18 protein-coding genes are annotated in these 23,793 nt (G+C 57.3%); 11 read left to right on the forward strand and 7 right to left on the reverse strand.

Annotated elements, in window-relative coordinates:
• Positions 1-35: 35 nt before the first annotated feature.
• From G505_RS0114995 to dinG, 7 genes are all read right to left on the reverse strand, one after another.
• On the reverse strand, positions 36-761 hold the full coding sequence (locus G505_RS0114995) for a hypothetical protein (protein ID WP_028110291.1): 726 nt from the start codon (positions 759-761) through the stop codon (positions 36-38).
• The gene (locus tag G505_RS0115000; protein WP_028110292.1) at positions 736-999 is read right to left on the reverse strand and encodes a late competence development ComFB family protein; all 264 of its coding nucleotides are present in this window, start codon (positions 997-999) and stop codon (positions 736-738) included. The genes G505_RS0114995 and G505_RS0115000 overlap by 26 nt, the downstream gene beginning before the upstream one ends.
• A 13-nt stretch (positions 1,000-1,012) precedes the next feature.
• Complete coding sequence (locus G505_RS0115005; RefSeq protein ID WP_028110293.1) at positions 1,013-1,915, reverse strand: histone deacetylase family protein; 903 nt, start codon at positions 1,913-1,915, stop codon at positions 1,013-1,015.
• Positions 1,916-2,030: 115 nt separating this feature from the next.
• A complete protein-coding gene (locus G505_RS0115010; protein WP_028110294.1) occupies positions 2,031-2,744 on the reverse strand; it encodes a YccT family protein in 714 nt (237 codons plus the stop codon).
• A gap of 10 nt (positions 2,745-2,754) precedes the next feature.
• On the reverse strand, positions 2,755-3,396 hold the full coding sequence (locus G505_RS0115015) for a primosomal replication protein (protein WP_035385463.1): 642 nt from the start codon (positions 3,394-3,396) through the stop codon (positions 2,755-2,757).
• Positions 3,393-4,169, reverse strand: a complete 777-nt coding sequence (locus tag G505_RS0115020) for a TSUP family transporter (RefSeq protein WP_028110296.1) — start codon at positions 4,167-4,169, stop codon at positions 3,393-3,395. The genes G505_RS0115015 and G505_RS0115020 overlap by 4 nt, the downstream gene beginning before the upstream one ends.
• Before the next feature lies 1 nt (position 4,170).
• A complete protein-coding gene (dinG, locus tag G505_RS0115025) occupies positions 4,171-6,258 on the reverse strand; it encodes an ATP-dependent DNA helicase DinG (RefSeq protein WP_028110297.1) in 2,088 nt (695 codons plus the stop codon).
• A 62-nt stretch (positions 6,259-6,320) separates the two neighbouring features.
• Between dinG and G505_RS0115030 the strand changes: the two genes are divergently transcribed.
• From G505_RS0115030 to G505_RS0115080, 11 genes are all read left to right on the forward strand, one after another.
• Positions 6,321-8,648, forward strand: a complete 2,328-nt coding sequence (locus tag G505_RS0115030) for a DNA polymerase II (protein ID WP_028110298.1) — start codon at positions 6,321-6,323, stop codon at positions 8,646-8,648.
• Positions 8,649-8,877: 229 nt separating this feature from the next.
• Positions 8,878-9,906 carry a porin gene (locus G505_RS21740; RefSeq protein WP_157509241.1) on the forward strand — a complete coding sequence of 343 codons (1,029 nt, stop codon included), beginning with the start codon at positions 8,878-8,880 and terminating at the stop codon, positions 9,904-9,906.
• A gap of 452 nt (positions 9,907-10,358) precedes the next feature.
• A complete protein-coding gene (locus G505_RS0115040; RefSeq protein WP_028110299.1) occupies positions 10,359-13,217 on the forward strand; it encodes a TonB-dependent receptor domain-containing protein in 2,859 nt (952 codons plus the stop codon).
• Between the two features lie 698 nt (positions 13,218-13,915).
• The gene (locus G505_RS0115045) at positions 13,916-14,692 is read left to right on the forward strand and encodes a DUF3450 domain-containing protein (protein ID WP_035385464.1); all 777 of its coding nucleotides are present in this window, start codon (positions 13,916-13,918) and stop codon (positions 14,690-14,692) included.
• Positions 14,692-16,053, forward strand: a complete 1,362-nt coding sequence (locus G505_RS0115050) for a MotA/TolQ/ExbB proton channel family protein (protein WP_028110301.1) — start codon at positions 14,692-14,694, stop codon at positions 16,051-16,053. Before G505_RS0115045 ends, G505_RS0115050 begins: the two co-directional genes overlap by 1 nt.
• Before the next feature lie 2 nt (positions 16,054-16,055).
• Entirely contained in the window at positions 16,056-16,580 is a 525-nt protein-coding gene (locus tag G505_RS0115055; RefSeq protein WP_028110302.1) for a MotA/TolQ/ExbB proton channel family protein, read from the forward strand.
• Positions 16,581-16,590: 10 nt separating this feature from the next.
• On the forward strand, positions 16,591-16,995 hold the full coding sequence (locus G505_RS0115060) for an ExbD/TolR family protein (RefSeq protein ID WP_028110303.1): 405 nt from the start codon (positions 16,591-16,593) through the stop codon (positions 16,993-16,995).
• Positions 16,996-16,997: 2 nt separating this feature from the next.
• A complete protein-coding gene (locus tag G505_RS0115065) occupies positions 16,998-17,618 on the forward strand; it encodes an energy transducer TonB (protein WP_028110304.1) in 621 nt (206 codons plus the stop codon).
• A gap of 12 nt (positions 17,619-17,630) precedes the next feature.
• Positions 17,631-18,884: a tetratricopeptide repeat protein gene (locus tag G505_RS0115070; RefSeq protein ID WP_028110305.1), complete on the forward strand. Its 1,254-nt coding sequence runs from the start codon at positions 17,631-17,633 to the stop codon at positions 18,882-18,884.
• A gap of 73 nt (positions 18,885-18,957) precedes the next feature.
• Positions 18,958-20,775, forward strand: a complete 1,818-nt coding sequence (locus G505_RS0115075) for a DUF885 domain-containing protein (RefSeq protein WP_028110306.1) — start codon at positions 18,958-18,960, stop codon at positions 20,773-20,775.
• Between the two features lie 354 nt (positions 20,776-21,129).
• Positions 21,130-23,637, forward strand: coding sequence for a TonB-dependent receptor plug domain-containing protein (locus tag G505_RS0115080; protein ID WP_028110307.1), 2,508 nt, complete (start codon positions 21,130-21,132; stop codon positions 23,635-23,637).
• Positions 23,638-23,793 lie beyond the last annotated feature (156 nt).

The raw sequence follows: 23,793 nt of genomic DNA on the forward strand, positions 1-23,793 counted from the left end.
GGCTCTGCCTGAGCACAGCCCCGCCGTGCGCGGGGCTAGTGATTCTGTTGACGGGCGATTGGCATGGGCAAGGATTGAAACTGGGTTAACTCAACCTCGAGCACCAGGATCCCCAGACGACGGACCTCAAGGCGTACCAACTGATTGCCCAACTCCGGTGCAAACCAGAAATCGGCCACCCTGGACTTCCTGGGGTGAGTTTGGCGAAGGTGCAAAGTGGTGACGCTCCTGTCCATCAGTGGCAGTGTGGTCAAGCCGAGATTCTCGAAGCGGTAGTGGCGGGTCTCATCGCCCCAGGTGTAGCTGGTGACCACGTCTTGACCCGGCTTGGCCAACAGAGGAAGGTTCTGCAACATGGTGGCGGCCCCCTGGATGGCTGGGGTCATGGTGTCCGGATAGTCGATGAGTTCGCCATCCTCCAGTACCTCCATGGTGCCCTGAGCGCCCGGTTTGCCCCGGTACTCCACCGGGAACCAACCTTTTACCTGGGAGGCAAAGCTGTCGGTGTTCCAGCGCTCGTTAAACCAGCTCATGCGGGTAAGGTTGTTGGCATCGCCGAACAGGCAGAAATCGCCGCTGCCTTCGAGGAGGGCCTGTTGTCCCTCCAGTTTCAGGCTTTGGGTGCCCTGACCGCAGGGCACCCCCTGGCTGCTTGCCTGGTAGTGGGCGGTAAACGGGGCGGTGGGCAGGGGCTCGGCCACTGCTGGCAGGCTGGCCGCCAACAGCAGGCACAGCTCAATCTTTCCGGGGGTGATTTTCAATGTACTCCTGAGCCCGCTCCAGAGCCTGATCCACATTTTTCTGCATGGCGATAAGTTCGTCCATGGAGGCGTAGGCACTTAAGTCCACCCGGTGACGGAAGTAGCGACAGGGAAGCTGATTCAGGGTGAGACAGAAGAGATCGGCCAACTGGTCATCGTCGAACTTCTCCCCCAGTTTGCGTTCGGTGACGGTCTGATCCAACAGGATCTCATAGTAGTTTCTGATTTCAGCGTCCATGTGTCAGGGTCCTCTATCCCAGAGTTAAGGCGGCGCGGAACAGCTGCGCATGGCGCCTGGTCAGGCTGTCGGGGTCGCGGTCGTAGCCGCCGCCGATAACGCAGGCCAGGGGGATGGCGCTGTCCCTACATTTAGATAGTACCAGCTGTTCTCTCTGGCGTAATCCCTCATCGCTCACCTGCAGATGGCCGAGGCGATCATCCTTGTGCACATCCACACCCGCATCGAAGATCACCAGATCCGGGCTGTGCAGCCTCAGGGCCAGGGTCAGAGCCTGATCCACGGTTTGAAGGTAGGCGGAATCGCCCACCCCTTTTTCAACTGGGAAGTCCAGATCTGAGGGGGGCTTGCGGCTGGGGAAGTTGGACTCGCAATGGACAGAGCAGCTGATGATCTCTGGTCTTGAGGCACACAGTGCCGCGGTGCCATCGCCATGGTGGACATCCAGATCGAAGATAAGCACCCGGTCTATCCCTGGGTGGGTCAGGGCCTGTTCGGCGGCGAGGACCAGGTCGTTGAAGACGCAGTAGCCGCTGCCAAAGTCGAAATGGGCATGGTGGTATCCCCCGGACAGGTGCAGGGCCAGGCCATGCTCCAGGGCCAGTTCGGCGGTCAGGCAGGTGCCGGAGACCGAGGCCAGTGTACGGGCCACCAGGGTTTCACTCCAGGGGAAGCCCATGCGACGAATCGCTTTGTCGGACAGGCGGTTCGTCAGGAAGGCGTTGGCGTAGTCGTCGCTGTGGCACAGGGACAGGCGTCGGGGATCCAGGCTGTCGGGACGGTGCCAGAGAAGTCGGCCTGGCGCTACGGTGGTGGTCAGGTGGTCGTAAAGGTGGCGATACTTGGTGATGGGGAAGCCGTGGCTGGGCGGCAGCACCAGTTGCGAGTAGATGGGGTGATAAACGCAGTGCAGCATGGGCGACAGCCGCGGGAGAGGCTCCCGCATCATGGGGCCTGTTGACTCAACAGGGAAACAGGTTCGGCGTCATTTGAGCGCCGAACCTCTGCCCGCAAGCAACAGGCCCGGGGCCTTACATGTTGGAGATGGCCCAGGTCATAAACTCTTTACGAGTCTTTTCGTCGGCCTGCTGCCACCAGTACTTGAGCATCGCCTCTGGGTTCAGCTTAACGTCACCCTGCAGTTGGACCTGATCGGCAGTGCCCTGGCTGGGGGCGGTGGCGGCGACGGCGCTGGTTGCCACAGTCGCGGTGGTCGCGGCAGCCGCATTGGTGGCGCTGCCCGCCGGGGCGGTGGCGGCAATCACTTCCTGCTTATGCTTCTGCTCTGGGGTCAGCTCCTTGGTCAGGGTATCGATGATGCTCTCCTCACGGATGGTGGTCATCTCGATGCTGTACTGAACCTGCTGGCCGCCGGAGTGGGTCACCTTGACCTTGGGATCCTGGGCGAAGGCCTTGGCCTGCTTCAGATCGCGAATGGGGGTTTGTGGGCGCAGTTTGTACTCGCCATCGGCGTCGATGGTGATGTGCAGCAGGAAGGGGTCGGAGTTGACCCGCTGGTGGCCATCACCATAGGGCTCTTCGATGAGATCCTTGTAGACCAGGGCCACAGTGTGCTCGCCTTTCTCCAGCTCAAGCTCATCTTTGTGGCTGAAGAAATTGGATTTTACCTCCTGGCCATTGACGGCGATGAACTCCATGGACAGTGGAATGTTCAGTTCAGCCGCCAGAGTGTTCAGGCTCATGCCTCCGGCGATTAGTGCAGCCATCAGTGAGGCTTTGTTCATCCTGTGCTCCTTAGTGCTTCTGCCCACCCTTCTCCAGGCGGGCGATACGTTCTTCAATATAGGTCATAGCCTGACGACAACGGCCAAGCCGCTTTTGCGTTGCCAGAATCTCATTCTGTAGTGTGATTTTTTCCGCCCCCTGATGCAAATCAAGTTTTTGTTCCAATTCATGAATCTTTTGTTGAAGACGGTTGGCCCAGTTCTGGTGTTTTCTCAGCTCCTCATAGGCGCTGTGGCTGTTCTGCATCACCGAGCGGGCGATCCACTGGTACTTGCTGTCCTGCCGGGGCAGGCCCTTGCGGCGGCTGGAGAAACGCGCCCCTGCCGCCTGTAAGCCGGTGGCGCTCATCGCCTGCATCACCGCCTGATAGCGGTCGGAAAACTGCTGACACACCAATTCAAAGGTGTCACCGGAATCCGGGGCCTGGCTCAGCCGGCTCAGGGTATGCAGATCCTGCTCCAGGCGTTGCAGGCACTGAGCCAGGGAGGCGCCGGTATGGTCAAACAGGGCGGAGTGAAACCTTTGCTGGTGATCCAGGGCCTGGGTGGTGTTGTTGGCCAGGGACTGGTCATGTTGCTGGACCTGACTCTTGAGCTGCTCCAGTCGCTGCCTGAGCAGCTGCAGAAGTTCACTGCGGGCACGAAAACTCATAGCCAGGCCTCCACCGCCAGCTTGCCGGCGATGATCAGTACCACGGAGATGAACACCGGCCGGATAAAGCGGCTGCCAAAGCGGATGGCGGAGTGTGCGCCGATCCAGGCGCCGGCCATCAGGCACAGCCCCATTGCCAGGCCGATGCCAAAATGGACATGGCCCAGGCCGATAAAAAAACCGAGGGAGGTGGCGTTGCTGACGAAGTTCATGCTGCGGGCCAGCCCGGAGGAGAGCAGGATGTTCATCCGGTACAGCACCATGGAGGAGACGGTCCAGAAGGCGCCGGTTCCCGGGCCGGCGAAGCCGTCATAGAACCCCAGTGACACCCCCTGGCTCCACTGCTTGGTGCGCAGGGCCCGGTCTTTTTCCGGCAGCCCCCGCTGTTCATCACAGGGGGAGGGGGCCAGCAGGGTATAGAGGGCGATGATGACAATCACCAACGGCAGGATGCGGTTGAGCAGGTCGGCGGAGAACAGGTCCACCGCCAGGGTGCCTGCTGCGGCGCCGATAAAGGTGGCCAACACGGATCCTCGCCAGAACTGCGGGTTAAACAGCTGTTTGCGATAGAAGGTCCAGCTGGCCGTAAAGGAGCCAAAGCTGGCGGCCAGCTTGTTGGTGCCCAGAGCCAGATGTGGCGGCAGCCCGGCGGTCAGCAGGGCGGGTATGGTCAGCAGTCCACCCCCTCCGGCCACGGCATCGATAAAGCCAGCGGCGAAGGCTACGGTGGAGAGCAGCAGTATCAGGTTCAGGTCGAGACCCAGTTCCATCATCTCAATATTCAATATGGCGGCGGTAGGGAGGCAAAGAATCCAGCAGAGCACTGCCGTAGCGTTTGGTTACCAGGCGACGGTCCAGCACGGTGATTCTGCCGTAGTCGGTTTCGTTGCGAAGAAGACGACCGCAGGACTGTACCAGTTTTTTGGCTGCATCGGGAACCGCCAGCTGCAAAAAGGGGTTGCCTCCTTTGGACTTGATGTATTCGGCGTGGGCCTGCTCCACCGGCGAGGTGGGCACGGCAAAGGGCAGCCGGGTGATGATCAGGTTGGTCAGGTAGTCGCCCGGCAGATCCAGACCCTCGGAAAAACTGCTGGTGCCAAACAGGATGGACACCTCCCCCCGATCAACGCGGGCTTTGTGTTCGGCAATCAGCTCTGAGCGGGCGCCTTCACCCTGCACAAGGATCGGCAGTTTCTTATGCATCCTCAGGGTGTCGGCCACCGCCTCCATTTGCCGGTAGGAGGTGAAGAGCACCAGGCTGGCGGTCTCCTCCTCCAGCAGATCCGGAATGGTTTTCACCAGCATGTCGCCGAAGCGGTCATCCTGGGGCTCTGCGGTCACTTTAGGCAGGAACAGGGTGGCGTTCTGCTGGTAATCGAATGGTGAGGGCAGGGCGGTGTAGCGGGTGCCATCGTCGTTGCGCAATCCCACCTGGTGCCGATAATGATCGAAGCTGCCCAGGGCCATCAGGGTGGCCGAGAGCAGGGCCACGCCGGCGGCCTTGCTCCACAGCATCTCCTCGAGCATAAAGCCGATCTCTATGGGGGAGGTGCTGACATGAAAGTCCTGGCGTTGCTGAAATTCCACCTTTTCTATCCAGCGAGCCAGGGGCGCGCTGTTTTGAGGGATCTCTTTGGACATCATCTGCCACAGCTGGGTCAGTCCCTCCAGCCGCTGCAGGTGCATGCCCACCTCGGCCACCAAGGGTTCCGCCTGCCAGCCCTTGATCTCCCCCTCCTTCACCGACTCCATCAGCATGGTCTGCAGCTTGGTGAGCTTTTTCAGCCCCTGGCCGCAGGCGGTCTTGAGGTTGGTGGCCAGGGTGACCAGCACTTCGGGCAGGGCACCGTTTTCAAATCGGTGGCGCAGCTCCGGATTGTCGAACAGACTTGGGTTGGCTTCGCAGAAACTGACCACCTGGCCGAGGCCGTCTCCGAGGGCCTCCAGGTCTTCGGTGAGTTCCATGGACAGGTTGGTGGCCTTGTCGGAGCGCAGCTCTCTGGCCAGTTTGTGGGCCGATTTCTCCAGCTTGCCCAGCCACTCCACCGTGCTTTTCATGTTGGCACTGGCGGCGGAGAAGTCCCGGGTTACCTGGGGAAGGTGATGGGCCTCGTCGACAATGTAGTACATGGAGTCCGGGTCGGGGAGGATCTTGCCGCCGCCAAGCTCCAGGTCCGCCAGCAGCAGGGAGTGGTTGACGATCAGTACATCCCAGCTGTCCATCTCATCCCGGCTACGGTGAAAGGGGCAGTCGCGGTGCGCCGCCAGCTGCTTATTGCAGCTGTGCTTATCTGAGCCAATCTGCTGCCACAGGTAATCGGGCACCGGCTCGGGAACGCTGTCCACCTCGCCGTTCCATTTCCCTTCGTGGTAGGCCTGATGCAACCGTTTAAGCAGGGCCACATCGGCGCTGGCGGGCTTGCTCTCCCACAAGGCCTGTTGACCGGTTTCCCCCTCACCGGCTTCGCCGGCGAGCAGTTCCAGCTTGGAGAGGCAGGCATACCGCTGCCGCCCTTTGGCCAGGCCAAAGCGAAAGTTCATGCCGCTGTGCTTCTGTACCAGAGGCAGGTCCTTGTTCACCAATTGTTCCTGCAGGGCCACGGTGGCGGTGGCGATGCACACCTTGCGGCCACTGGCCAGCGCCTGGGGGATGGCACCCAGGCAGTAGGCCAGGGATTTACCGGTGCCGGTGCCGGCCTGGACCACCATGATGCGCCGCTCTTTGCAGTACTCACCGGCCAGGGTCTTGGCGATCTCGGCAATCAGGTAGTTTTGCTCCTTGCGCCGGACGAAGTTGGGGATCGCCTCGGCGATGCCGTTGTAGGCCTGGCGGGTCAGTTTCTTGGTCTTATCGCTGAGCATGCTGTGCGTGGGTTGGGGAAAGTAGCTGTACAGAATACCAGTATTTAGGTGAGAATGCCTCAATGACCGAACCCACACACCAAACCGGCTGGTTGCTGAGCCGCAACCAATATGGCGAAGAGCAGGGCATCACCCTGGAGTACTGGCTGGCCACCGACCAGGGGCCAGTCAGGCTGACTGTTCCCGGCCAGGCTCACCAGGGGTTTGTCCCCGTCGCCCAGGAGCAGGCAGTCAGACAGTGGCTCAATCCCTGGCCTCGCAGCCAGTGGCAACTGGCACCGATTCAGGCCAGGGATTTCGATCATCAACCGCAACTTGGGATCTACATTCGCTCGGATAAGCTGTGGTATGAGCTGCAATCCTTCTGCCAGAGTCGTGACATTCCATTGCTGGAGCGTGATGTACGCGCCTGTGACCGCTTTCTTATGGAGCGCCGCATCACCTCGGCACTCTCCTGGCGCAAAGGGGCTCAGGGGGTGCAGGTGCGTGCCTCGGACAGGCTGCCGAACCTGACACTGGTCTCACTGGACATCGAATGCAGCCGCGAGGGGGAGCTCTACTCCATCGGTTTGCACAGTGATATGGATGTCTGCGTGCTGATGCGCGGCGAGCCTCAACCGGAATCTCCTTCCTATATAAGGTGGTGCTTTGACGAGGCGGCACTGATCAACGCGCTGCTTGCCTGGTTCCGCCACTGTGATCCGGACGTGATCATTGGTTGGAACGTGGTGGGTTTCGACCTGAAGCTGTTGCAGAAGCGGGCGGAGCTGCACGGCATCCCCTTTACCCTGGGGCGGGGTGACACCCTGCCTCTGTGGCAACAGCATGCCGGGCCTGGCCGGGGCTATGGTCTCCCCGGCCGGGTGGTCCTCGATGGCATCGACTGGCTGAAGGCGGCCTTCTATCAGTTCGACAGTTTTGCCCTGGATAATGTGGCCAGAGAGCTGCTGGGGGAGGGCAAGGCCTGCCAGGACAGTGCTAACCGCATGGAGGAGATTGAGCATAACTTCCATCACGACAAGCAGGCCCTGGCTCACTACAACCTGATGGATTGTGAATTGGTTCGTCGCATCTTCGACAAGCTGCATCTGCTGCCCTTTGCCTGCCGACGCGCGCAACTGACCGGGTTGCAGATGGACAGGTTGGGCGGCTCTGTGGCCGCCTTTACCAACCTCTACCTGCCCGAGCTTCATCGCGCCGGCTTTGTGGCGCCGGATCTGACCGAGAGTGATATCGCCCCCAGCCCGGGAGGCTATGTGATGGACTCCAGGCCAGGGCGTTATCGAAACGTGCTGGTGCTGGATTTTAAATCTCTCTACCCCTCGATCATCCGTACCTTTCTCATCGACCCCATGGGGATGTTGGCGGCCACCCAGGAGGACGAGACTGAATCGGTCGAGGGATTCAGGGGCGCCCGGTTTCATCGACGCCGGCATCGGCTGCCCATCATCATTGAGGGGTTGTGGCAGCAGAGGGAACTGGCCAAAGCCAGTAAAGATGCCCCGTTGTCACAGGCCATCAAGATCCTGATGAACTCCTTCTACGGCGTGCTGGGGGCGGCAGGGTGCCGCTTCCACGACCCCAGGCTGGCGTCCTCCATTACCCTGCGCGGTCATGAGATCATGAAGACCACCAGGTCCTGGATTGAAGGGCAGGGCTATGAAGTGATCTACGGGGATACCGATTCCACCTTTGTCCACGTTGGCGATCATCTCACCGCCGATCGGGCCAGGGAGATTGGCCAGGAGCTGGTGCAGATGGTCAACAGCCGCTGGCAGCAGAAGCTGCAGGATGAGCTGGCACTGACCAGTGTCCTGGAGCTGGAGTTTGAAACCCACTTTGAACACTTCTTTATGCCCACCATTCGCGGCGCAGAAACCGGATCCAAGAAGCGTTATGTCGGGGCAACCCGGCAGGGGGACGAGCTGGAACTGGTGTTCAAGGGGATGGAGACGGTGCGCAGCGACTGGACACCCCTGGCCCGAGAGCTGCAGCAACGGCTCTACCGACACTGGTTTGAAGGCAAACCGGTGATTCCTTTGGTGCTGGAGCGAACCGAGGCACTGATGCGAGGCGAGTGTGACGAATTGCTGGTGTACCGCAAACGACTCAGGCAGGAGCTGGGGGAATACCGCTCTAAGGGGCCCCACGTTGTGGCAGCGGAGCGGGCAAACCGGCTGCTCGGCAGGCAGCGTTACCGTCGCGGCAGTCAGATAGCCTATGTGATGAGTCGCAGTGGCCCCATTCCCCTGGAAGAGGGGGGCGCTGTACCGGACTACGAGCATTATCTGGAGAAGCAGATCGAGCCCGTGGTGGAGCCGGTGCTTGCCCATCTGGCGTCGCCCACGACCTTGGAAAAACTGATGACTGGTCAGATGGGTTTATTTTAATGAGGGATTGTTAATGCTCTGTAATGATACGGAGTCGAAGGTGGTTATTAAAAAGTAATTTATGCGTTTATGATGCGATTTAATGCATTTGGCCTGACAAAAATGTGAAGTTGATCGTCGTCTGATTTGAACATTTCTTGCTAGTCTCGGTCCCCTTCAGCGGATGAATGTTGCTCGCGATGGATTGGGAGACACACTAAGAATCAGATAGACGAAAAGGTTAGGTTAGATGAAAAAGTCACTTCTTGCAGTTGCCGTTCCGGCGTTGTTGGCTGCCCAAGCACAGGCAGTTGAGTTGTATAACGACGGTGTTAATTCCGTAACCATGGGTGGCCACCTAACCGTACAGCTGGATGACAAATCCGGCGATACCAAGATTAATGACAACATGCCACGCATCAACTTCAGCTTTGATCGTGACATGGGCAACGGCTTCAAAGTCGACTCCCGCATGGAAAGCCAGTTCAACATGGTGAACGGCGGCGAATCCTTCAAAACCCGTCTGGGCTACATCGGCATCTCTCACGACGATTACGGTCGCATCTCCGTTGGTAAGCAATGGTCCGTCTACTACGATGTGGCTGTTGTCACCGATTACGCTTACGCCTTCTGGGCCGACCACCTGGGCGTATACTCCTACGGCGTAGATGGCGGTGAAACCGGCATGGGCCGTGCGGATCAGGCTCTGCAGTACCACAACACCTTCTCCCTGGGCGGTGCCGGTGACCTGACTCTGGGTCTGCAGTGGCAGGGTGCCGAGAACGGCCTGGACGATCGCATGGGCGGCAGCCTGGTGTACAAGGTTGGCCAGGTAAGCCTGGGTGCCGGTTACTACGGCGGTGACGTAGACGGTTCCTTCACCACCCCTAACGGTGTGGTTCTGGAAGATGGTGAGAGCGTTGATGGCACCATCGTATCTGCCAGCTACGGCACCTGGAGCAAGGGCCTGTACGCTGCGGTAGCCTACATGCAGGGTGACAACCAGGAAGACTACCGCTTCACCGGTGAGTCCGAGGGTCTGGAATCTGTACTGAGCTACGGTTTCGACAATGACACCACCGTGTACACCATGCACCGCTTCATCAAGTCCAAAGATGACGTTGAAGCCCTGGGCCGCAAGTACAACGAGTCCGACATCCTGGTGGGTGCAGCAAAAATGCTGAGCAGCAACGTTGAAACCTACGGTGAGTACCGCTTCGGTACCGGCGACGACCTGGATGACAACGCTTTCGCCATCGGTCTGCGTATTTATCTGTAATATACATATAAATTTGTAGAATAGGCCGCCCTCTAAGGGCGGCCTTTTTTATATCTGTTTATTAAGGTCGGCTGACTAGTTTGCGCAGTTAATGATTGTGTGTGTCCGGTTTGTTAATAAAATTAGATCGTCAAACGTGGCGGAAATCCAGTTGTAAAAATTGTGTCAAACCGGTTGTCAATGGCACATTAAACTAAAATACGTTTTTTGGAGTGGGTTTTGTGGATGCTGCTCACTGCTTGAGGTGGGTCGAACTTTGTTTTGGTTATTTGTTGAGCGGTTATTGGTGGTGCATTGACAAAACTCATGTAAAAGAAAGGTTGCATAGCTGTTGCCCCTGTGATTAATATCGGTGTTGCTAAAGGGCTTGCCCTACCGAAGCGTCCTTTATTTGGGATTCAAGTCGCTACGGACAAAACAATAAACACATTGATGTGTCTAGGGAGATAAACATGCAAAGCAGCACAGTCTCAAAAGCTGTTCGACTGTCCTTATTCGCCGGTGCTTCTGCCGCCGCGATGACCGCAGCCCCAGTTTGGGCGGAACAGGAAGGTGTCGAACGTATCGAGGTCACCGGCTCTCGTATTAAGCGTACCGACATGGAAGGCGCCAATCCGGTTACCGTGATTGACCAGGCCTCTATTGAAAAGATGAGCGTCACCAACGTGGGTGACCTGTTGCAGAACCTGAGCTCCTCAGCGGGTGCAGCAGTCAACACTCAGACCAACAACGGCGGTGATTCCTCCGTTCGTTTCTCCCTGCGGGGTATCGGTTCTGAGCGTACACTGGTTCTGATTAACGGCCGCCGCGTTGTGGCCGGTGGTGGCGGTGCCAACGGCTCCGTTGACCTGAACACCATTCCCACCGCCATCATCAAGCGCGTTGAAGTGCTGAAAGATGGTGCGTCTGCAGTTTACGGCTCCGACGCCATCGCCGGTGTAGTAAACATCATCACCAAAAACGATTTCGAAGGCTTCGACGTTAAGTTGGAGTATGGTGAGTCCGGTGAAGGTGACGCTGACAAGAAGTCCATCGACGTAACCTTCGGTGCCGCCAGTGACAAGGGCAACGTGGTTGTCTCACTGGGATATGCCGATCAGGGTCAGGCGCTGATGGGTGACCGTGGTTTCTCCGAGTTTGAGCTGCGTGCCTATCCTGACGGTACCACCCAGCCAGGTGGCTCCTCCGCGCCGCCATGGGGCAACATGGATGGCTACGACGGTGACAACGTGACCCGTGGTCCGGAGTTTGGTGACTGGCGTGCCTATGACGGCTCTACCGACTCCTACAACTACAACCCGGTTAACTACCTGCAGACTCCTAGCACTCGTCGTTACGCCAACGTGTTTGGCAGCTACGAGCTGGGTGAGTTAGGTTTCCTGGGCGAAGTTCGTGCCTTCAGTGAAGTGTCCTACGTAGAAACCAATGGTGAGCGTCTGCTGGCTCCCGAGCCACTGGCACCCCTGGTGTTCTTCGGCTCTCCGGCGCCCTACTCTCCAAATAACTACTACAACCGCACTCAGGGTCCAAAGGATCCCGATGGCAACTCCTTCGTGATCAACGACTGGCGTCGCCGTATGGTTGAGACCGGCGGTCGTGCCAACACCCGTGACTACAAAACCTTCCGCACCGTGGTGGGCTTCGAGGGTGAACTGCAAAACGGCTGGGCCTGGGAAGTGTCCTACAACTACGGTAAGAACGACTCCGTTGAGCGTGGCGAGGGTTACTTCAACCTGGATCGCGTAGCGGAAGCCGTTGGTCCTACCGGCTGGCTGGATGAGAATGGCCAGTTGATCGTAGATGGCGGCGGCAACCCCATTGTCGATGCCCCTAACGGTCAGTCTCTGGTGTGTCTGAACGAAGAGGGCGCCATCATCGATGGCTGTGTACCTCTGAACATCTTCGGTCAGCCAGGCACCGACACCGCGATCACTGCCGATATGCTGCAGTACATCAGTGGTAACTACAACACCACTGAGCTGGGTCAGAACCGTCAGGAAGGCATTCAGGCCATCATCAGCGGTGATGCGTTCGAACTGCCAGCCGGTTACGTGGGCTTTGCTGCCGGTTACGAATACCGTAAAGAGAGCGGCTCCTACACCCCGGATTCCCTGATTCTGCAGGGCATCACCACCGCAGGCTCTGCCGTAGGCACCGAAGGTTCCTACAGCGTGGATGAATTCTTCGCCGAATTCTACCTGCCCCTGGTGAAGGATGCGCCCCTGGTTGAGAGCCTGGACCTGACCCTGGCGGTCCGTTACTCCGACTACTCCACCTTCGGTGACAACACCTCCGGAAGTGCGGGTCTTGAGTGGCGACCTACCTCCGACCTGCTGCTGCGTGGTAGCTATGCTGAGGCATTCCGTGCCCCTAACACTACTGAGCTGTTTGGCGGTGCCAGCACCAGCTTCCCTGAAGCGACCGACCCCTGTGAGGCCGGCCCGGTTAACGCCAACTGTATCGCCACCGGCGTACCTGAAGGTGGCTACGATTCCGGCGGTGTTGAGCAGATCCCCACCAAGATTGGTGGTGCCGACAACTGGACCGACGGTACCGAGCTCAAGCCTGAAGAGGCCGAGATTGTCACCATTGGTCTGGTGTACAACCCCGAGTGGCTGGATGGCTTCTCTGCCACCATCGACTACTGGAACATCGAGCTGACCGACGCCATCTCCACCGTCGGCACCCAGGCTCGTCTGGATGGCTGTTACGAGCGTGGTGAGTACTGTGGCACCATCGAGCGCTTCGGTCTGGATTCTGCCGTTCCAGGTAACATCCTGTTCGTGTATGACTACCAGGTGAACGTAGGTGGTATCGATACCGACGGTATTGACTTCGAGTTCAGCTATGGCTTCGAGACCGGTGACTGGGGTGATTTCCGCGTTGCTCTGGACGGTACCTACCTGTTGAGCTACGAGAAGGAGATCGCCGGTGGTGAGATCATCGACCACACTGGCCGCTTCGAAGAGGGTCACGATGGTATGTTCGCCGAATGGAAGACCAACCTGACCGTACTGTGGAGCATCTCTGACTTCGACACCGCGGTAACCGGTCGCTACATCTCCGGTGTAACCGAGACCGAGTCTGGCTGGTGGACCGATGCCTTTGACCGTGACGTACCGTCCAACACCGTGTGGGACTTCCAGACCAACTGGGCCGCGACCGAAAACCTGACCTTCACCCTGGGTGTGGACAACGTGTTCGACAAGCAGCCTCCGTTCGTGTTCTCCGCCTTCGGCGCCAACACCGACGTGTCTACCTATGACGTAATTGGTCGTTACTACTACGCCCGTGCCAGCATGAGCTTCTAAGCTCACTCGCACTCTATCCATGCCGGCAGCGTCGCTGCCGGCATTTTTTATGCCTATTGTTAAGACGAACCTTGCCTCGACCCCCTTTGCCAGCCGGCATCACGTACCTCACTGTCCTGGGCGAAACATCTTCATTATTTGGATCTTTGCCAACGACATCCTGCATGCATAATCAGTCGCTTCTACCCGCCTCGTTATTCCTCTTTCGGTAAATCCAGTTGAACAGTCAATGGAAGCTCAGGTTTCCAAGTTTCGGTGCAAAGCTTGTGGTTTTTTCGCAGGTCGATCTGTGGGTGACTGATGCTGTGTTACCGGGATGTTTCCAGTTGAATTGACTATTGAGTTATAATGTATGGCAATCTTGAGCCTGTCATAGGCCTTGGCTTGGAGTTAGATACTGGTCAATGCTGTGAATAAACATGAAGAAAATACAGAAAAAAGCGCTGTTTGAATAAAATTTATCCCGTCGGCCGGATTTATCTAATCTTTGCCCTCTGAAGCATTTGGTAACACGGTTGACACACCTTGGCAAACTGTGGAAAGATGCGGGGGCGCTCACCTTCGCAAAGGGAAAGAGAGCAAGGGATATATAACAAATAGACCAATAATGTAGGACTGGCTCCGACAAAATGCATAGGTGTACACACCATAATAATGTCGCCGGAGTCGCAAACTCACAACAAGACTGGTTGGGAACTATGTCCGTGATTAGTAAAAGAACCGCACTAGCAACTGCCTTTGCTGTGGCAATGGCAGGCACCGGCGTTGCGTCCGCCGCTGATCTGGCCGGCATTCAGAAAGCCGACGAACAGATTCAGAAAGACGCCGTAAAGTCTCAAAAGAAGATCAACAAACTGTATGACCAGGCTCAGGACATGCTGTACGACTACCGTCTGGTGGTTGACGAGTATGAGACCCTGAAGTCCTACAACGACTACTACGCCGGTCTGGTAGCAGATCAGGAAGCCAATATCGCTTCCCTGCAGACCCAGATTGGTGGCATCGAGAAGACCAAGCAGGGCATCATCCCTCTGACCTTCAAGATGATCGATACCATGGAGCAGTTCATCGAACTGGACGTGCCTTTCTCCATCGACGAGCGCCGCAGCCGTGTTGCCCGTCTGAAAGAGGTGATGGGTGACTCCAACGTATCTACCGCAGAGAAGTACCGTCTGGTTCTGGATGCTTACCAGATCGAGAACGAGTACGGCAACAAGATGGCTGCCTACGAAGGTAAGCTGAACATCGACGGCAAAGAACTGACCGTAGACTTCTTCCACCTGGGCCGCGTGGTATTCCTGGCTCAGTCCCTGGATCAGAAAAGCGGTTGGGTATGGGACAACAACGCCCGCACTTGGAAGGCTCTGCCTGACGACAACATGCGCAGCGTGGCTAACGCCATCAAGATGGCCCGTAAGCAGGCCGCCCCAGACCTGTTGAAACTGCCTGTTCAGACCGCGGAGGGAGCTGAGTAATGAAAAAGTTGATCTCTACCGCCATGGTAGCCGCTGCGCTGTCTTTCAGTGGTGCAGCCCTGGCCTCCGAGGCACCTAAAGCCGTTTCTCTGGATCAGCTGCTGAACCAGGTGAAGACCGAGCGTCAATCCGAAGCCAAACTGAACAAGAAGCGCGAAGCCGAGTTCAGCGCAGAGCGTGCCGACAAGGCGGCCCTGCTGAAGAAGGCCAAGGCCACCCTTGCTGCCGAGAAGCAGCGTGGTGAAGACCTGGTTCGTCGCTTTTCCGACAACGACCAGACCATCAACCAGCTGAACAAAGACCTGGAAACCGCCAAAGGTGACCTGGGTGAGATGTTCGGTGTGGTTCGTCAGGTGTCCAACGACACCGCCGGTCTGATCGATGCCTCTCTGATCAGCGCCCAGTACCCTGGTCGTGAAGACCTGATGTTCAAGCTGGCTCAAGCCAAAGAGCTGCCGACCATCAAGGAACTGGAAGAGCTGTGGATCTCCCTGCAGACCGAAATGACCGAGTCTGGCAAGGTGGTTAAGTTTACCGCTCCTGTCACCGACTCCAACGGTAACGTAGCCGACCAGAGCGTAACCCGTGTTGGTCCCTTTACTCTGCTGGCCAACGGCGAGTACCTGAGCTACAACTCCGAAACTGGCACCATCCTGGAGCTGCCCAAGCAGCCTGAGGGTTACAAAGTCGCTTCTGTGAAGAAGTTCCTGGGTGCCGGCGCCGGTGAAACCACCGCAACCTTCGTTGACCCCTCCAAGGGCGCGCTGCTGCAGGTTTACACCCAGAAAGCGTCTCTGGAAGAGAAATTCCACCAGGGTGGTACCGTAGGCTACATCATCGCCGGCCTGCTGGGCTTCGGTCTGCTGATTGCCCTGTGGAAGGTTATGACTCTGACCGCGGCATCCGCCAAGATCCGTTCTCAGATTAAGAACGTCGATAACCCTGGCAACAACCCTCTGGGACGTATCCTGAAGGTGTACCAGGAGAACAAAGACGTTGACGTTGAGACTCTGGAACTGAAGATCGACGAAGCGATTCTGAAAGAAACCCCAAGCATCGAGCGTGGCGTACCTCTGATTAAGGTACTGGCCGCTATCGCACCTATGCTGGGTCTGCTGGGTACCGTAACCGGTATGATTAAGACCTTCGAGAACATCACCCTGTTCGGTACTGGTGATCCGAAGATCATGGCCGGTGGTATCTCCATGGCTCTGGTAACAACTGTATTGGGTCTGATCGCTGCTCTGCCCCTGATTCTGGTTCACGCTCTGGTCGCTGGCCGTGCCCGCGCCGTAGTGGACGTGCTCGAAGAGCAAAGTGCTGGAATCGTGGCTGCTCACGCTGAAACAAGGAGCAAGTGATTATGCTTTACCTGATAGAGCTCTGGGAGTCTGTCAGGGACTTCATGGCAACCGGCGGTGACGTTCTCTGGCTTGTAGCAGGTGCCCTGTTCCTGATGTGGGCCATGATGCTGGAGCGTTACTTCTACCTGAGTTTTGTGTTCCCCAAGGTGCGCAAGAAGGTAGTAGAGAACTGGCTGGCCCGCGAGGATAAAACCTCCTGGCATGCCCACCGCATCCGTGAAGCATGGCTTTCCCAGGCCAAGGAACAGTTGACTGCCCGTATGGGTGTTATCAACGCTCTGGTCGCCATCTGCCCCATGTTGGGCCTGCTGGGTACCGTAACCGGTATGATTGCAGTATTCGAAGTGATGGCAGTACAGGGTACTGGTAACCCCCGTCTGATGGCAGGTGGTATCTCAATGGCAACTATCCCGACCATGTCCGGCATGGTGGCAGCCCTCTCCGGCGTATTTTTCAGCACCCGTCTGAATGCGTCCCTGAAGGTGTCTGCTGAGAAGCTCCAGGATAGTCTGTCGCACCACTAGAGAGAGAATTATGGCACGCAAAAAGCATGCAACCCCAGCAGAGGGTGCGGAAGTCGATATGACTCCGATGCTGGACATCGTTTTCATCATGCTGATCTTCTTCATTGTAACGACCTCGTTCGTGAAGGAGTCCGGTATCGATGTGAACCGTCCTAAGGCACAACAGGCGAGCAAGAAGCCTTCGGCTAACATCTTCATCGCCATCAACGAGGCCGGCATCGTATACATGGAGAAGCGTGAAGTGGATATCCAGCGTGTACGTGCTAACGTTGAACGTATGCTGGCTGAATCCCCTGAAGCCTCTGTGATGATCCAGGCGGACAAAGAAGCCAAGCATGGCATCGTAGTTAAGGTGATGGACCAGGTGAAAGCTGCCGGTATCAACACCATCTCCGTAGCAGCGAAGGAAGAGTAATTATGCTGAGATCACTGTTAGCCCTAATACTTGGCGCAGCGGTGACCTTCGCTCTGTTCTCTTTCATGGCGTTTTTGATCGACGGTGGCGCCAAGCGCGCCGCCAACAGTGTCGATCTTCCGCCGATTGAGATCGTGATGGATCGCCAGGACGCGAAGGCACAAAATCGTGACCGTCCTAAGCCGAAGCCGCCGAAGCCGCCAGAGAAGCCGCCAGAGCCCATTGATCTGCAGCCCGAAACCAATGAGGTTTCCGACGCTGTTTCCATCAATGTGCCCAGTGTGGATATCGGTGGTGTCAACTCCGGCATGGGTGATGTCGGCGGCGCAATGATGCGCGACGGTGACGCGACCCCCATCGTTCGGATGGAACCCAAGTGGCCCATGAAGGCTCTCCGTGAGGGCAAAGAAGGGTACGTGGTGATGAAGTTCACCATCAACGAACTGGGTCAGCCTGAAGACATCACTGTTATCGAAGCCGAGCCTAAGCGCCTGTTCGATAAAGAAGCGAAGCGCGCACTGCGTAAGTGGAAGTACAAGCCCAAGATCGTTGACGGCAAGCCGGTTAAACAGCCTGGCATCACCGTTCGCCTGGACTTCAAACTCAACAAAGACCAAGGCTAAGGAGGAGGTATCATGCGCATGAAAAGCAAATTGCTGCCTGCTCTGGTTATGGCGGCACTGGGCGTAGCAGCCCTGCCCCAGGCCCAGGCCGCGGAAGAGAAGTGCCCAATCGACAAGCGTCAGACCAAGGTAATGTCCGAGCGGGTGGGTAAGAAGGTTCAGCGTGCGTTCGAGTTCTACTCGACCGATCAGATGGATGAAGCCCTGAGAGTGATGCTTGAGATCAGTCCCAAGCAGGCGTTCGACAAGGCTTACGTGAACCGCTTCATCGGTAATATCTACGCCGGCATTGAGGGTAAAACCTCTGAAGCCCTGAAGTATCTGCAACTGGCCGTAGACGCAGACGTACTGGGTGGCACTGACCATGCCCAGGCGATGCGACTGCTGGCTGACCTGCGTATGCAGGAGAAGCAGTACAAGGGTGCACTGGCAGATTACGAGAAGTGGATGGCGTTCACCTGTAAGGAAGACAAAAACGTCTACCTGCGTATGGGCCAGGCTCAGTATGAGCTGAAGCAGTACAACAAGGTGATCCCTCTGGCTGACAAGGCCATCGCCCTGGAGAGCAAGCCCAACAAGAACGCCTACGTACTGAAGATGGGTTCCTACTACGAATCCAAGCAGTACCCCAAGGCGGCCAAGGTTGTTGAGACCATGGTTGAGCTGTTCCCTGAAGAGAGCAAGCTGTGGGTCCAGCTGGCGCAGATGTATCTGCTCAGTGAAGACTACAAGAAAGCCCTCTACACCATGGACGTAGCCTACCGTCAGGACCTGCTGGAGAAGCCCTCTCACTACAAGATGCTGGCGCAACTGTACGCTCAGAACGAGGTACCGTTCCAGTCTGCCAAGATTCAGGAGATGTACCTGAGCAAAGGCATTGTAGAGAAGGACGAAACTTCCCTGTCCATGCTGGCCAATACCTATCACCAGGCTAAAGAGGTGAAGAAGGCGGCCCAGTATTACGGCGAAGCGGCCAAGCTGAGCAACAAGGCCAAGCACTACTCCAAGCAGGCAGCGCTGCTGCTGGAAGCCCAGGAGTATAAAGCGGCCCAGGCTGCTGGCAACAATGCTCTGAAGGCTGATGGCCTGACGAACAAGGGTCAGCTGCAGATGGTTCTGGCTCAGGCCTACTTCTACGACGGCAAATACAAACAGGCCTATGCGGCCTGTGAAGCGGCAACCAAAGATAAGAAGACGGCCAAAGCTGCCACGAGCTGGCTCTCTTACATCAAGGACACCGCAGCGCGGAAGAAAGTCCGCATCTAATTGAAAAGCCCCGCTTGCGGGGCTTTTTTCATACTGTCTCTCACCAAAAAAATGGAACAACAAGGAGCACCGAATGAGAGTGGCTAAACTCGCCGTGACCTTGGCGCTGGTGCTGGGCACCGCCGCCTGTGGGCCGGCCCAGGCCCCCAAGGAGCAGAATGCTGACGCTGCCCAGGTACAGACCCAACAAAGCATGGAACAGCAGTATCTGGAGATGGTTGACCAGTACTTTGAGGACCAGCTGGCCCTCAACCCCATCAGTGCTACCTTTGCTGGTCGAAGCCAGTACAACCACCTGTTTGGTAACGAGCTGACCGAGGACTACCTCAAGGCTCGCCATGATATGAACAGCACAATGCTGGACGACCTCAACAAGATTGATGTTGCCCAGCTGTCGGAGCAAAATCAGATTGGCTTCGAAGTGATTCGCTACAACGTTCAGACCGCGCTCAAAGCCGAGACCTACCCCTCTCGCTGGCTGCCCCTCAATCAGTTCTACTCCAAGGTGTTTACTCTGGTGCAGCTGGGCAGCGGAGAATCGGCTCAGCCTTTTGCAACAGAACAGGATTTCGATAACTTCATCGGCCGCATGCAGGGCTTTGCCCTGTGGGTGGACAGTGCCATTGTGCGCATGGACCAGGGAATTGAATCCAAGGTGGTGCTGCCCCGGGTGCTGGTGGAGCGAATGATCCCTCAGATTCAGGCTCAGTTGGTGGACAACCCCGCCGACAGCATCTTTGCCCAGCCACTGGCCCAGTTGCCCGCGAATCTGAATGAGCAGCAGCAGGCTGAGCTCAAGGCCCGCTACGACGACGCCATCATGACGGTGCTGATGCCGGCACTGACCAAGCTCGATGGTTACCTGACCGAGACCTACCTGCCCGCCTCCCGGGGCTCCCATGGTTGGTGGGGGCTGCCCAATGGCAAGGATTGGTACCAGTTCCTGGCGAATGAGAACACCACTACCCAGATGCCGGTGGATCAAATCCATGAGCTGGGCCTTCAGGAGGTAGCTCGGATCCTCAGTGAGATGGACAGGGTGCGCCAGCAGGTGGGCTTTGAGGGCGATCTGGCGGCGTTCTTCGAGCACCTTGGCAGCGACCCCAAGTTCTTCTTCACCACTAAGCAGGACCTGGTGGACGGCTACATGGGGCTGAAGAGTCGCATCGATGCGGTGCTCCCCGGCTATTTCGATGTGTCACCCAAAGCGGATTACATTGTTAAGCCCGTCGAGCCTTTCCGGGAGCGCTCTGCCGCCGGTGCCTCTTACGAAGCGCCGTCGCCTGATGGCACCCGTCCCGGGGTGTTTTATATCAACACCTTCAACCTCAAGGCTCAGCCGAAATGGGGCATGACCACCCTGTCTCTTCACGAAGCGGCTCCAGGCCACCACTTCCAGATCGCCATCAAGCAGGAGCTGGACGGGGTGCCTGAATTCCAGCGCTTTGGTGGCTACACCGCCTTTGAAGAGGGCTGGGCCCTTTATGCCGAGTACCTGGGCATTGAGATGGGGCTGTTCAGCGACCCCTATCAGTACTTTGGCAAGCTCTCTGATGAGATGCTGCGCGCCATGAGGCTGGTGGTGGACACCGGCCTGCATGCCAAGGGCTGGAGTCGGGAGCAGGCGATTCAGTACATGCTGGATAACAGTCCTCTGGCAGAGACCGACGTCATTGCCGAGGTAGAGCGCTATATGGCGATCCCCGGCCAGGCGCTCTCCTATAAAGTGGGCCAGTTGAAGATTCTGGAACTGCGCGCCGATGCCGAGAAGGAACTGGGTGACAACTTTGATCTCAAGGCATTTCACAACCAGGTTCTGACCTCGGGTTCTCTGCCCATGGCGGTGCTGGAGCAGAAGATTCGCCGCTGGGTTGAGACCGCGAGAAGTTAATCCAATTTCAGTGTGATAAAGGGGGACAGACTGTCCCCCTTTTTTTGTGCTTGCGTGATCTGGGTCACATTAGTGCGATCTGGCCAGTTAACTCTGTAAACCCCCTGCTGATGTTTTTGTCACTGGCTTTGGCACTTTAGCAAAGTGATATTCACTTATTTCTAAAGATAAACGCAGCTAAATATTCAGTCGCTCGTGACTCCCCACACAATATGAGATTTCCCCTTAACAAAGGGGTTACCGCAGCATGACATTCCTTTCGTTGACCTTAATTTGGTGATTCATCACTATCCTGGCAGGGAAACCCCAAAAGAGGGGCCCATAACAACGACAATCATAAGAAGGGAGAAAGGGATGAATAAGCCAACCCATCTGGCCAGAGCCGTACATTTTGGGGTAATCGCCGGCGCCATGTTGCCGGTTACAGGTACTGCCGTGGCCCAGGAGCAGTTGGAGGATGTGGAGCGCATTCAGGTCACCGGTTCCCGCATTCAGCGTCAGGACATGGAGACCGCCTCTCCGGTCACCGTGATTGACTCTGCGACCATCAAGGCTGAAGGTTACACCTCAGTTGACCAGGTGCTGCAGTCCCAGCCCTCCATGGCGGGTGCTGCGGTAGGCTCGACCACCAACAATGGTGCCGACGGTGTGGCCCAGGTGGATCTGCGCGGCATGGGCGCCAACCGTACCCTGGTGCTGCTCAACGGCCGCCGCATGGTGAACTCCGGCTCTGGAGCCGACAGCGCCGTGGATCTCAACACCATCCCGGTGGCGATGATTCAACGCATCGAAGTCCTGAAAGACGGGGCCTCGGCGGTTTATGGCTCCGATGCCATCGCCGGTGTGGTGAACATCATCACCAAGACCGACTTCGAAGGTTTCCAACTGGACATCAACGGCGACATGACCGAGGAGGGGGACGGTGAAAACATCGAGATCTCCGCCCTCTATGGTGTCTCCACCGACAGCGCTAACTACACGGTGGGTTTCTCCTACACCGATCGCGGTGAAGTGATGCAGGCGGATCGCGACTGGGTGCCTGCCGGGGCCAGCTCCTTTGTGCCAGGTGGCTCCCTGGGCGGCTATGTGCCCACCGAGGATGGTTGGAAGGAGCGCGACTTCGGTTACGACTATACCGATGACAGCTATCTGCAAACTCCCAGCACCAAGTATAGCCTGTTTGCCAACACCACTCAGATGTTGAACGACGATCTGAATTTCACCGCGGATGTGCTCTACACCCGCCGTGAGTCCAAGCAGCAGATGGCGCCTCAGCCTGCCGACGTGATGCTGGACGTCTGTGGCGAGCCTGGCGTGGACCCGAGCCGCTGCATCACCCTGACCGATGACATGTTGGCTGCGGGCATCTCCGCCGATGAGACCGGTCGCATCAACTACCGTCGTCGTATGGTGGAAGCCGGTCCTCGCATCTATGAGCAGGAGACCGACACCCTGAGACTCTCTGCCGGGTTCAGCGGCTACGCTGACATCAACCAGGGGATGGACTGGGATCTGTCCTATACCTATGGCCGCAACCGGGCGGACACCTGGGTGCACAACTCCATCAATGCGGTGAAGATGGAAGACTCCATCTACGCCAACCAGGATGCCTGGTTCTCCGGCAACTCCGAGGAGATCGACCCCTTCATCAGTGACATCTCCTACCTGGAAACCAACGATGGCGGCAATGACCAGCACATTCTGGCCGGTGTCATCAGCGGTGACCTGTTTGAGGTGGACGCAGGTATGGTCTCCTTTGCTCTGGGCGCCGAGTACCGGTACGAGAGCGGTTTCTACAACCCGGACCCGGTGATTGTGGCGGGGGAGGGTACTGCTGCGCAGCAGGACCCCACCGATGGCGATTACAACGTCTTCTCCCTCTATCAGGAGGTGGCGATTCCCTTCACCGACACCCTGAGTGCCGAGTTTGCATTGCGCTACGATGAGTACAACACCTTCGGCGGCGCCACCACCTGGAAAGTGGGTCTGACCTGGGAGCCGGCCGATGAGTTGATGTTCCGCTCCGTCGTGGCCACCGGTTTCCGCGCGCCCAATGTGACCGAGCTCTACGGTGGTAACACCGGCTCCTACGATTACCTGATTGATCCCTGGGGCAATGCCCAGGACGCGCAGATCCTGGTGAACTACACCTCAGATGAGGAGCTGCAGGCGGAGGAGTCTGACTCCTTTACCTTTGGCGTGGTCTACTCCCCCGCCTTTGCCGATGGCCTCTCCTTTACCGTGGATTACTGGTCCTTCAAGATTGATAACGCCATCGCCCGTATGGATGTGCAGGCGGGACTGGATGCCTGTTATGGCGGCGATGCCAGCGCTTGTGAAACCTTCAACATCACTGCGGACGGCAACCTGGAGAACCTGACCAGCCCGCTGACCAACGTGGGCTACCAGGACACCAGCGGCATCGACTTCAATGCCCATTACCGTTTCGAGGCGGCCGGGCTGGAGTGGCTGATCAACAATGACCTGACCTATCTGCTGGAGTTTGACCAGGATGGTATCGATTACACCGGCACCATTGGTGGCATGTTCGGTGGCTACGCCGAGGTGAAGAACAACTTCACTGTGACTGCGCGTCATGATGATTTTGCGCTGCTTTACTCGGCCCGGTACATCGGTTCCATGGATGAGATCAACACCGGTGAGAAGATCGACTCCATCACCTATCACAACCTGTCTGGTACCTACTACATCAACGAAATGGTGAGTGCCACTCTGGGTGTGCGAAACCTGACCGACGAAGAGCCGCCGATGGTGCCCTATGGCAACGATGCCGGCACCGTACCTGAGGTGTACGAGACCATTGGCCGCACCTACTTCGGTGGTGTCTCCATCCGTTTTTAATCACTCTCCCTAAAGTGATCGCAAGGCAGCCTTCGGGCTGCCTTTTTTGTTTTCTCCAAGTTTGGCTTTCCCTCTTGGGCGTTCGGTGTTTTCTTTTTGAGCGCTGCATCCTGCACTTCCCCCCAATGGGTCGTTCGCCTCAGCGGACAGTGTTCC

The sequence above is a fragment of the Ferrimonas futtsuensis DSM 18154 genome (assembly GCF_000422645.1).
In the GTDB taxonomy this organism is placed as follows: Bacteria; Pseudomonadota; Gammaproteobacteria; order Enterobacterales; family Shewanellaceae; genus Ferrimonas; species Ferrimonas futtsuensis.

Bases quoted from the DNA above. Each gene is read 5' to 3' on its own strand.
- G505_RS0115080 (WP_028110307.1), top strand. From the start codon at position 21,130: ATGAATAAGCCAACCCATCTGGCCAGAGCCGTACATTTTGGGGTAATC.
- G505_RS0115060 (WP_028110303.1), top strand. From the start codon at position 16,591: ATGGCACGCAAAAAGCATGCAACCCCAGCAGAGGGTGCGGAAGTCGAT.
- G505_RS0115040 (WP_028110299.1), top strand. From the start codon at position 10,359: ATGCAAAGCAGCACAGTCTCAAAAGCTGTTCGACTGTCCTTATTCGCC.
- G505_RS0115045 (WP_035385464.1), top strand. From the start codon at position 13,916: ATGTCCGTGATTAGTAAAAGAACCGCACTAGCAACTGCCTTTGCTGTG.
- G505_RS0115075 (WP_028110306.1), top strand. From the start codon at position 18,958: ATGAGAGTGGCTAAACTCGCCGTGACCTTGGCGCTGGTGCTGGGCACC.
- G505_RS0115015 (WP_035385463.1), bottom strand. From the start codon at position 3,396: ATGAGTTTTCGTGCCCGCAGTGAACTTCTGCAGCTGCTCAGGCAGCGA.
- G505_RS0115005 (WP_028110293.1), bottom strand. From the start codon at position 1,915: ATGCTGCACTGCGTTTATCACCCCATCTACTCGCAACTGGTGCTGCCG.
- G505_RS0115070 (WP_028110305.1), top strand. From the start codon at position 17,631: ATGCGCATGAAAAGCAAATTGCTGCCTGCTCTGGTTATGGCGGCACTG.
- G505_RS0115020 (WP_028110296.1), bottom strand. From the start codon at position 4,169: ATGATGGAACTGGGTCTCGACCTGAACCTGATACTGCTGCTCTCCACC.
- G505_RS0115065 (WP_028110304.1), top strand. From the start codon at position 16,998: ATGCTGAGATCACTGTTAGCCCTAATACTTGGCGCAGCGGTGACCTTC.
- dinG (WP_028110297.1), bottom strand. From the start codon at position 6,258: ATGCTCAGCGATAAGACCAAGAAACTGACCCGCCAGGCCTACAACGGC.
- G505_RS0115010 (WP_028110294.1), bottom strand. From the start codon at position 2,744: ATGAACAAAGCCTCACTGATGGCTGCACTAATCGCCGGAGGCATGAGC.
- G505_RS0115030 (WP_028110298.1), top strand. From the start codon at position 6,321: ATGACCGAACCCACACACCAAACCGGCTGGTTGCTGAGCCGCAACCAA.
- G505_RS21740 (WP_157509241.1), top strand. From the start codon at position 8,878: ATGAAAAAGTCACTTCTTGCAGTTGCCGTTCCGGCGTTGTTGGCTGCC.
- G505_RS0115055 (WP_028110302.1), top strand. From the start codon at position 16,056: ATGCTTTACCTGATAGAGCTCTGGGAGTCTGTCAGGGACTTCATGGCA.
- G505_RS0115000 (WP_028110292.1), bottom strand. From the start codon at position 999: ATGGACGCTGAAATCAGAAACTACTATGAGATCCTGTTGGATCAGACC.
- G505_RS0115050 (WP_028110301.1), top strand. From the start codon at position 14,692: ATGAAAAAGTTGATCTCTACCGCCATGGTAGCCGCTGCGCTGTCTTTC.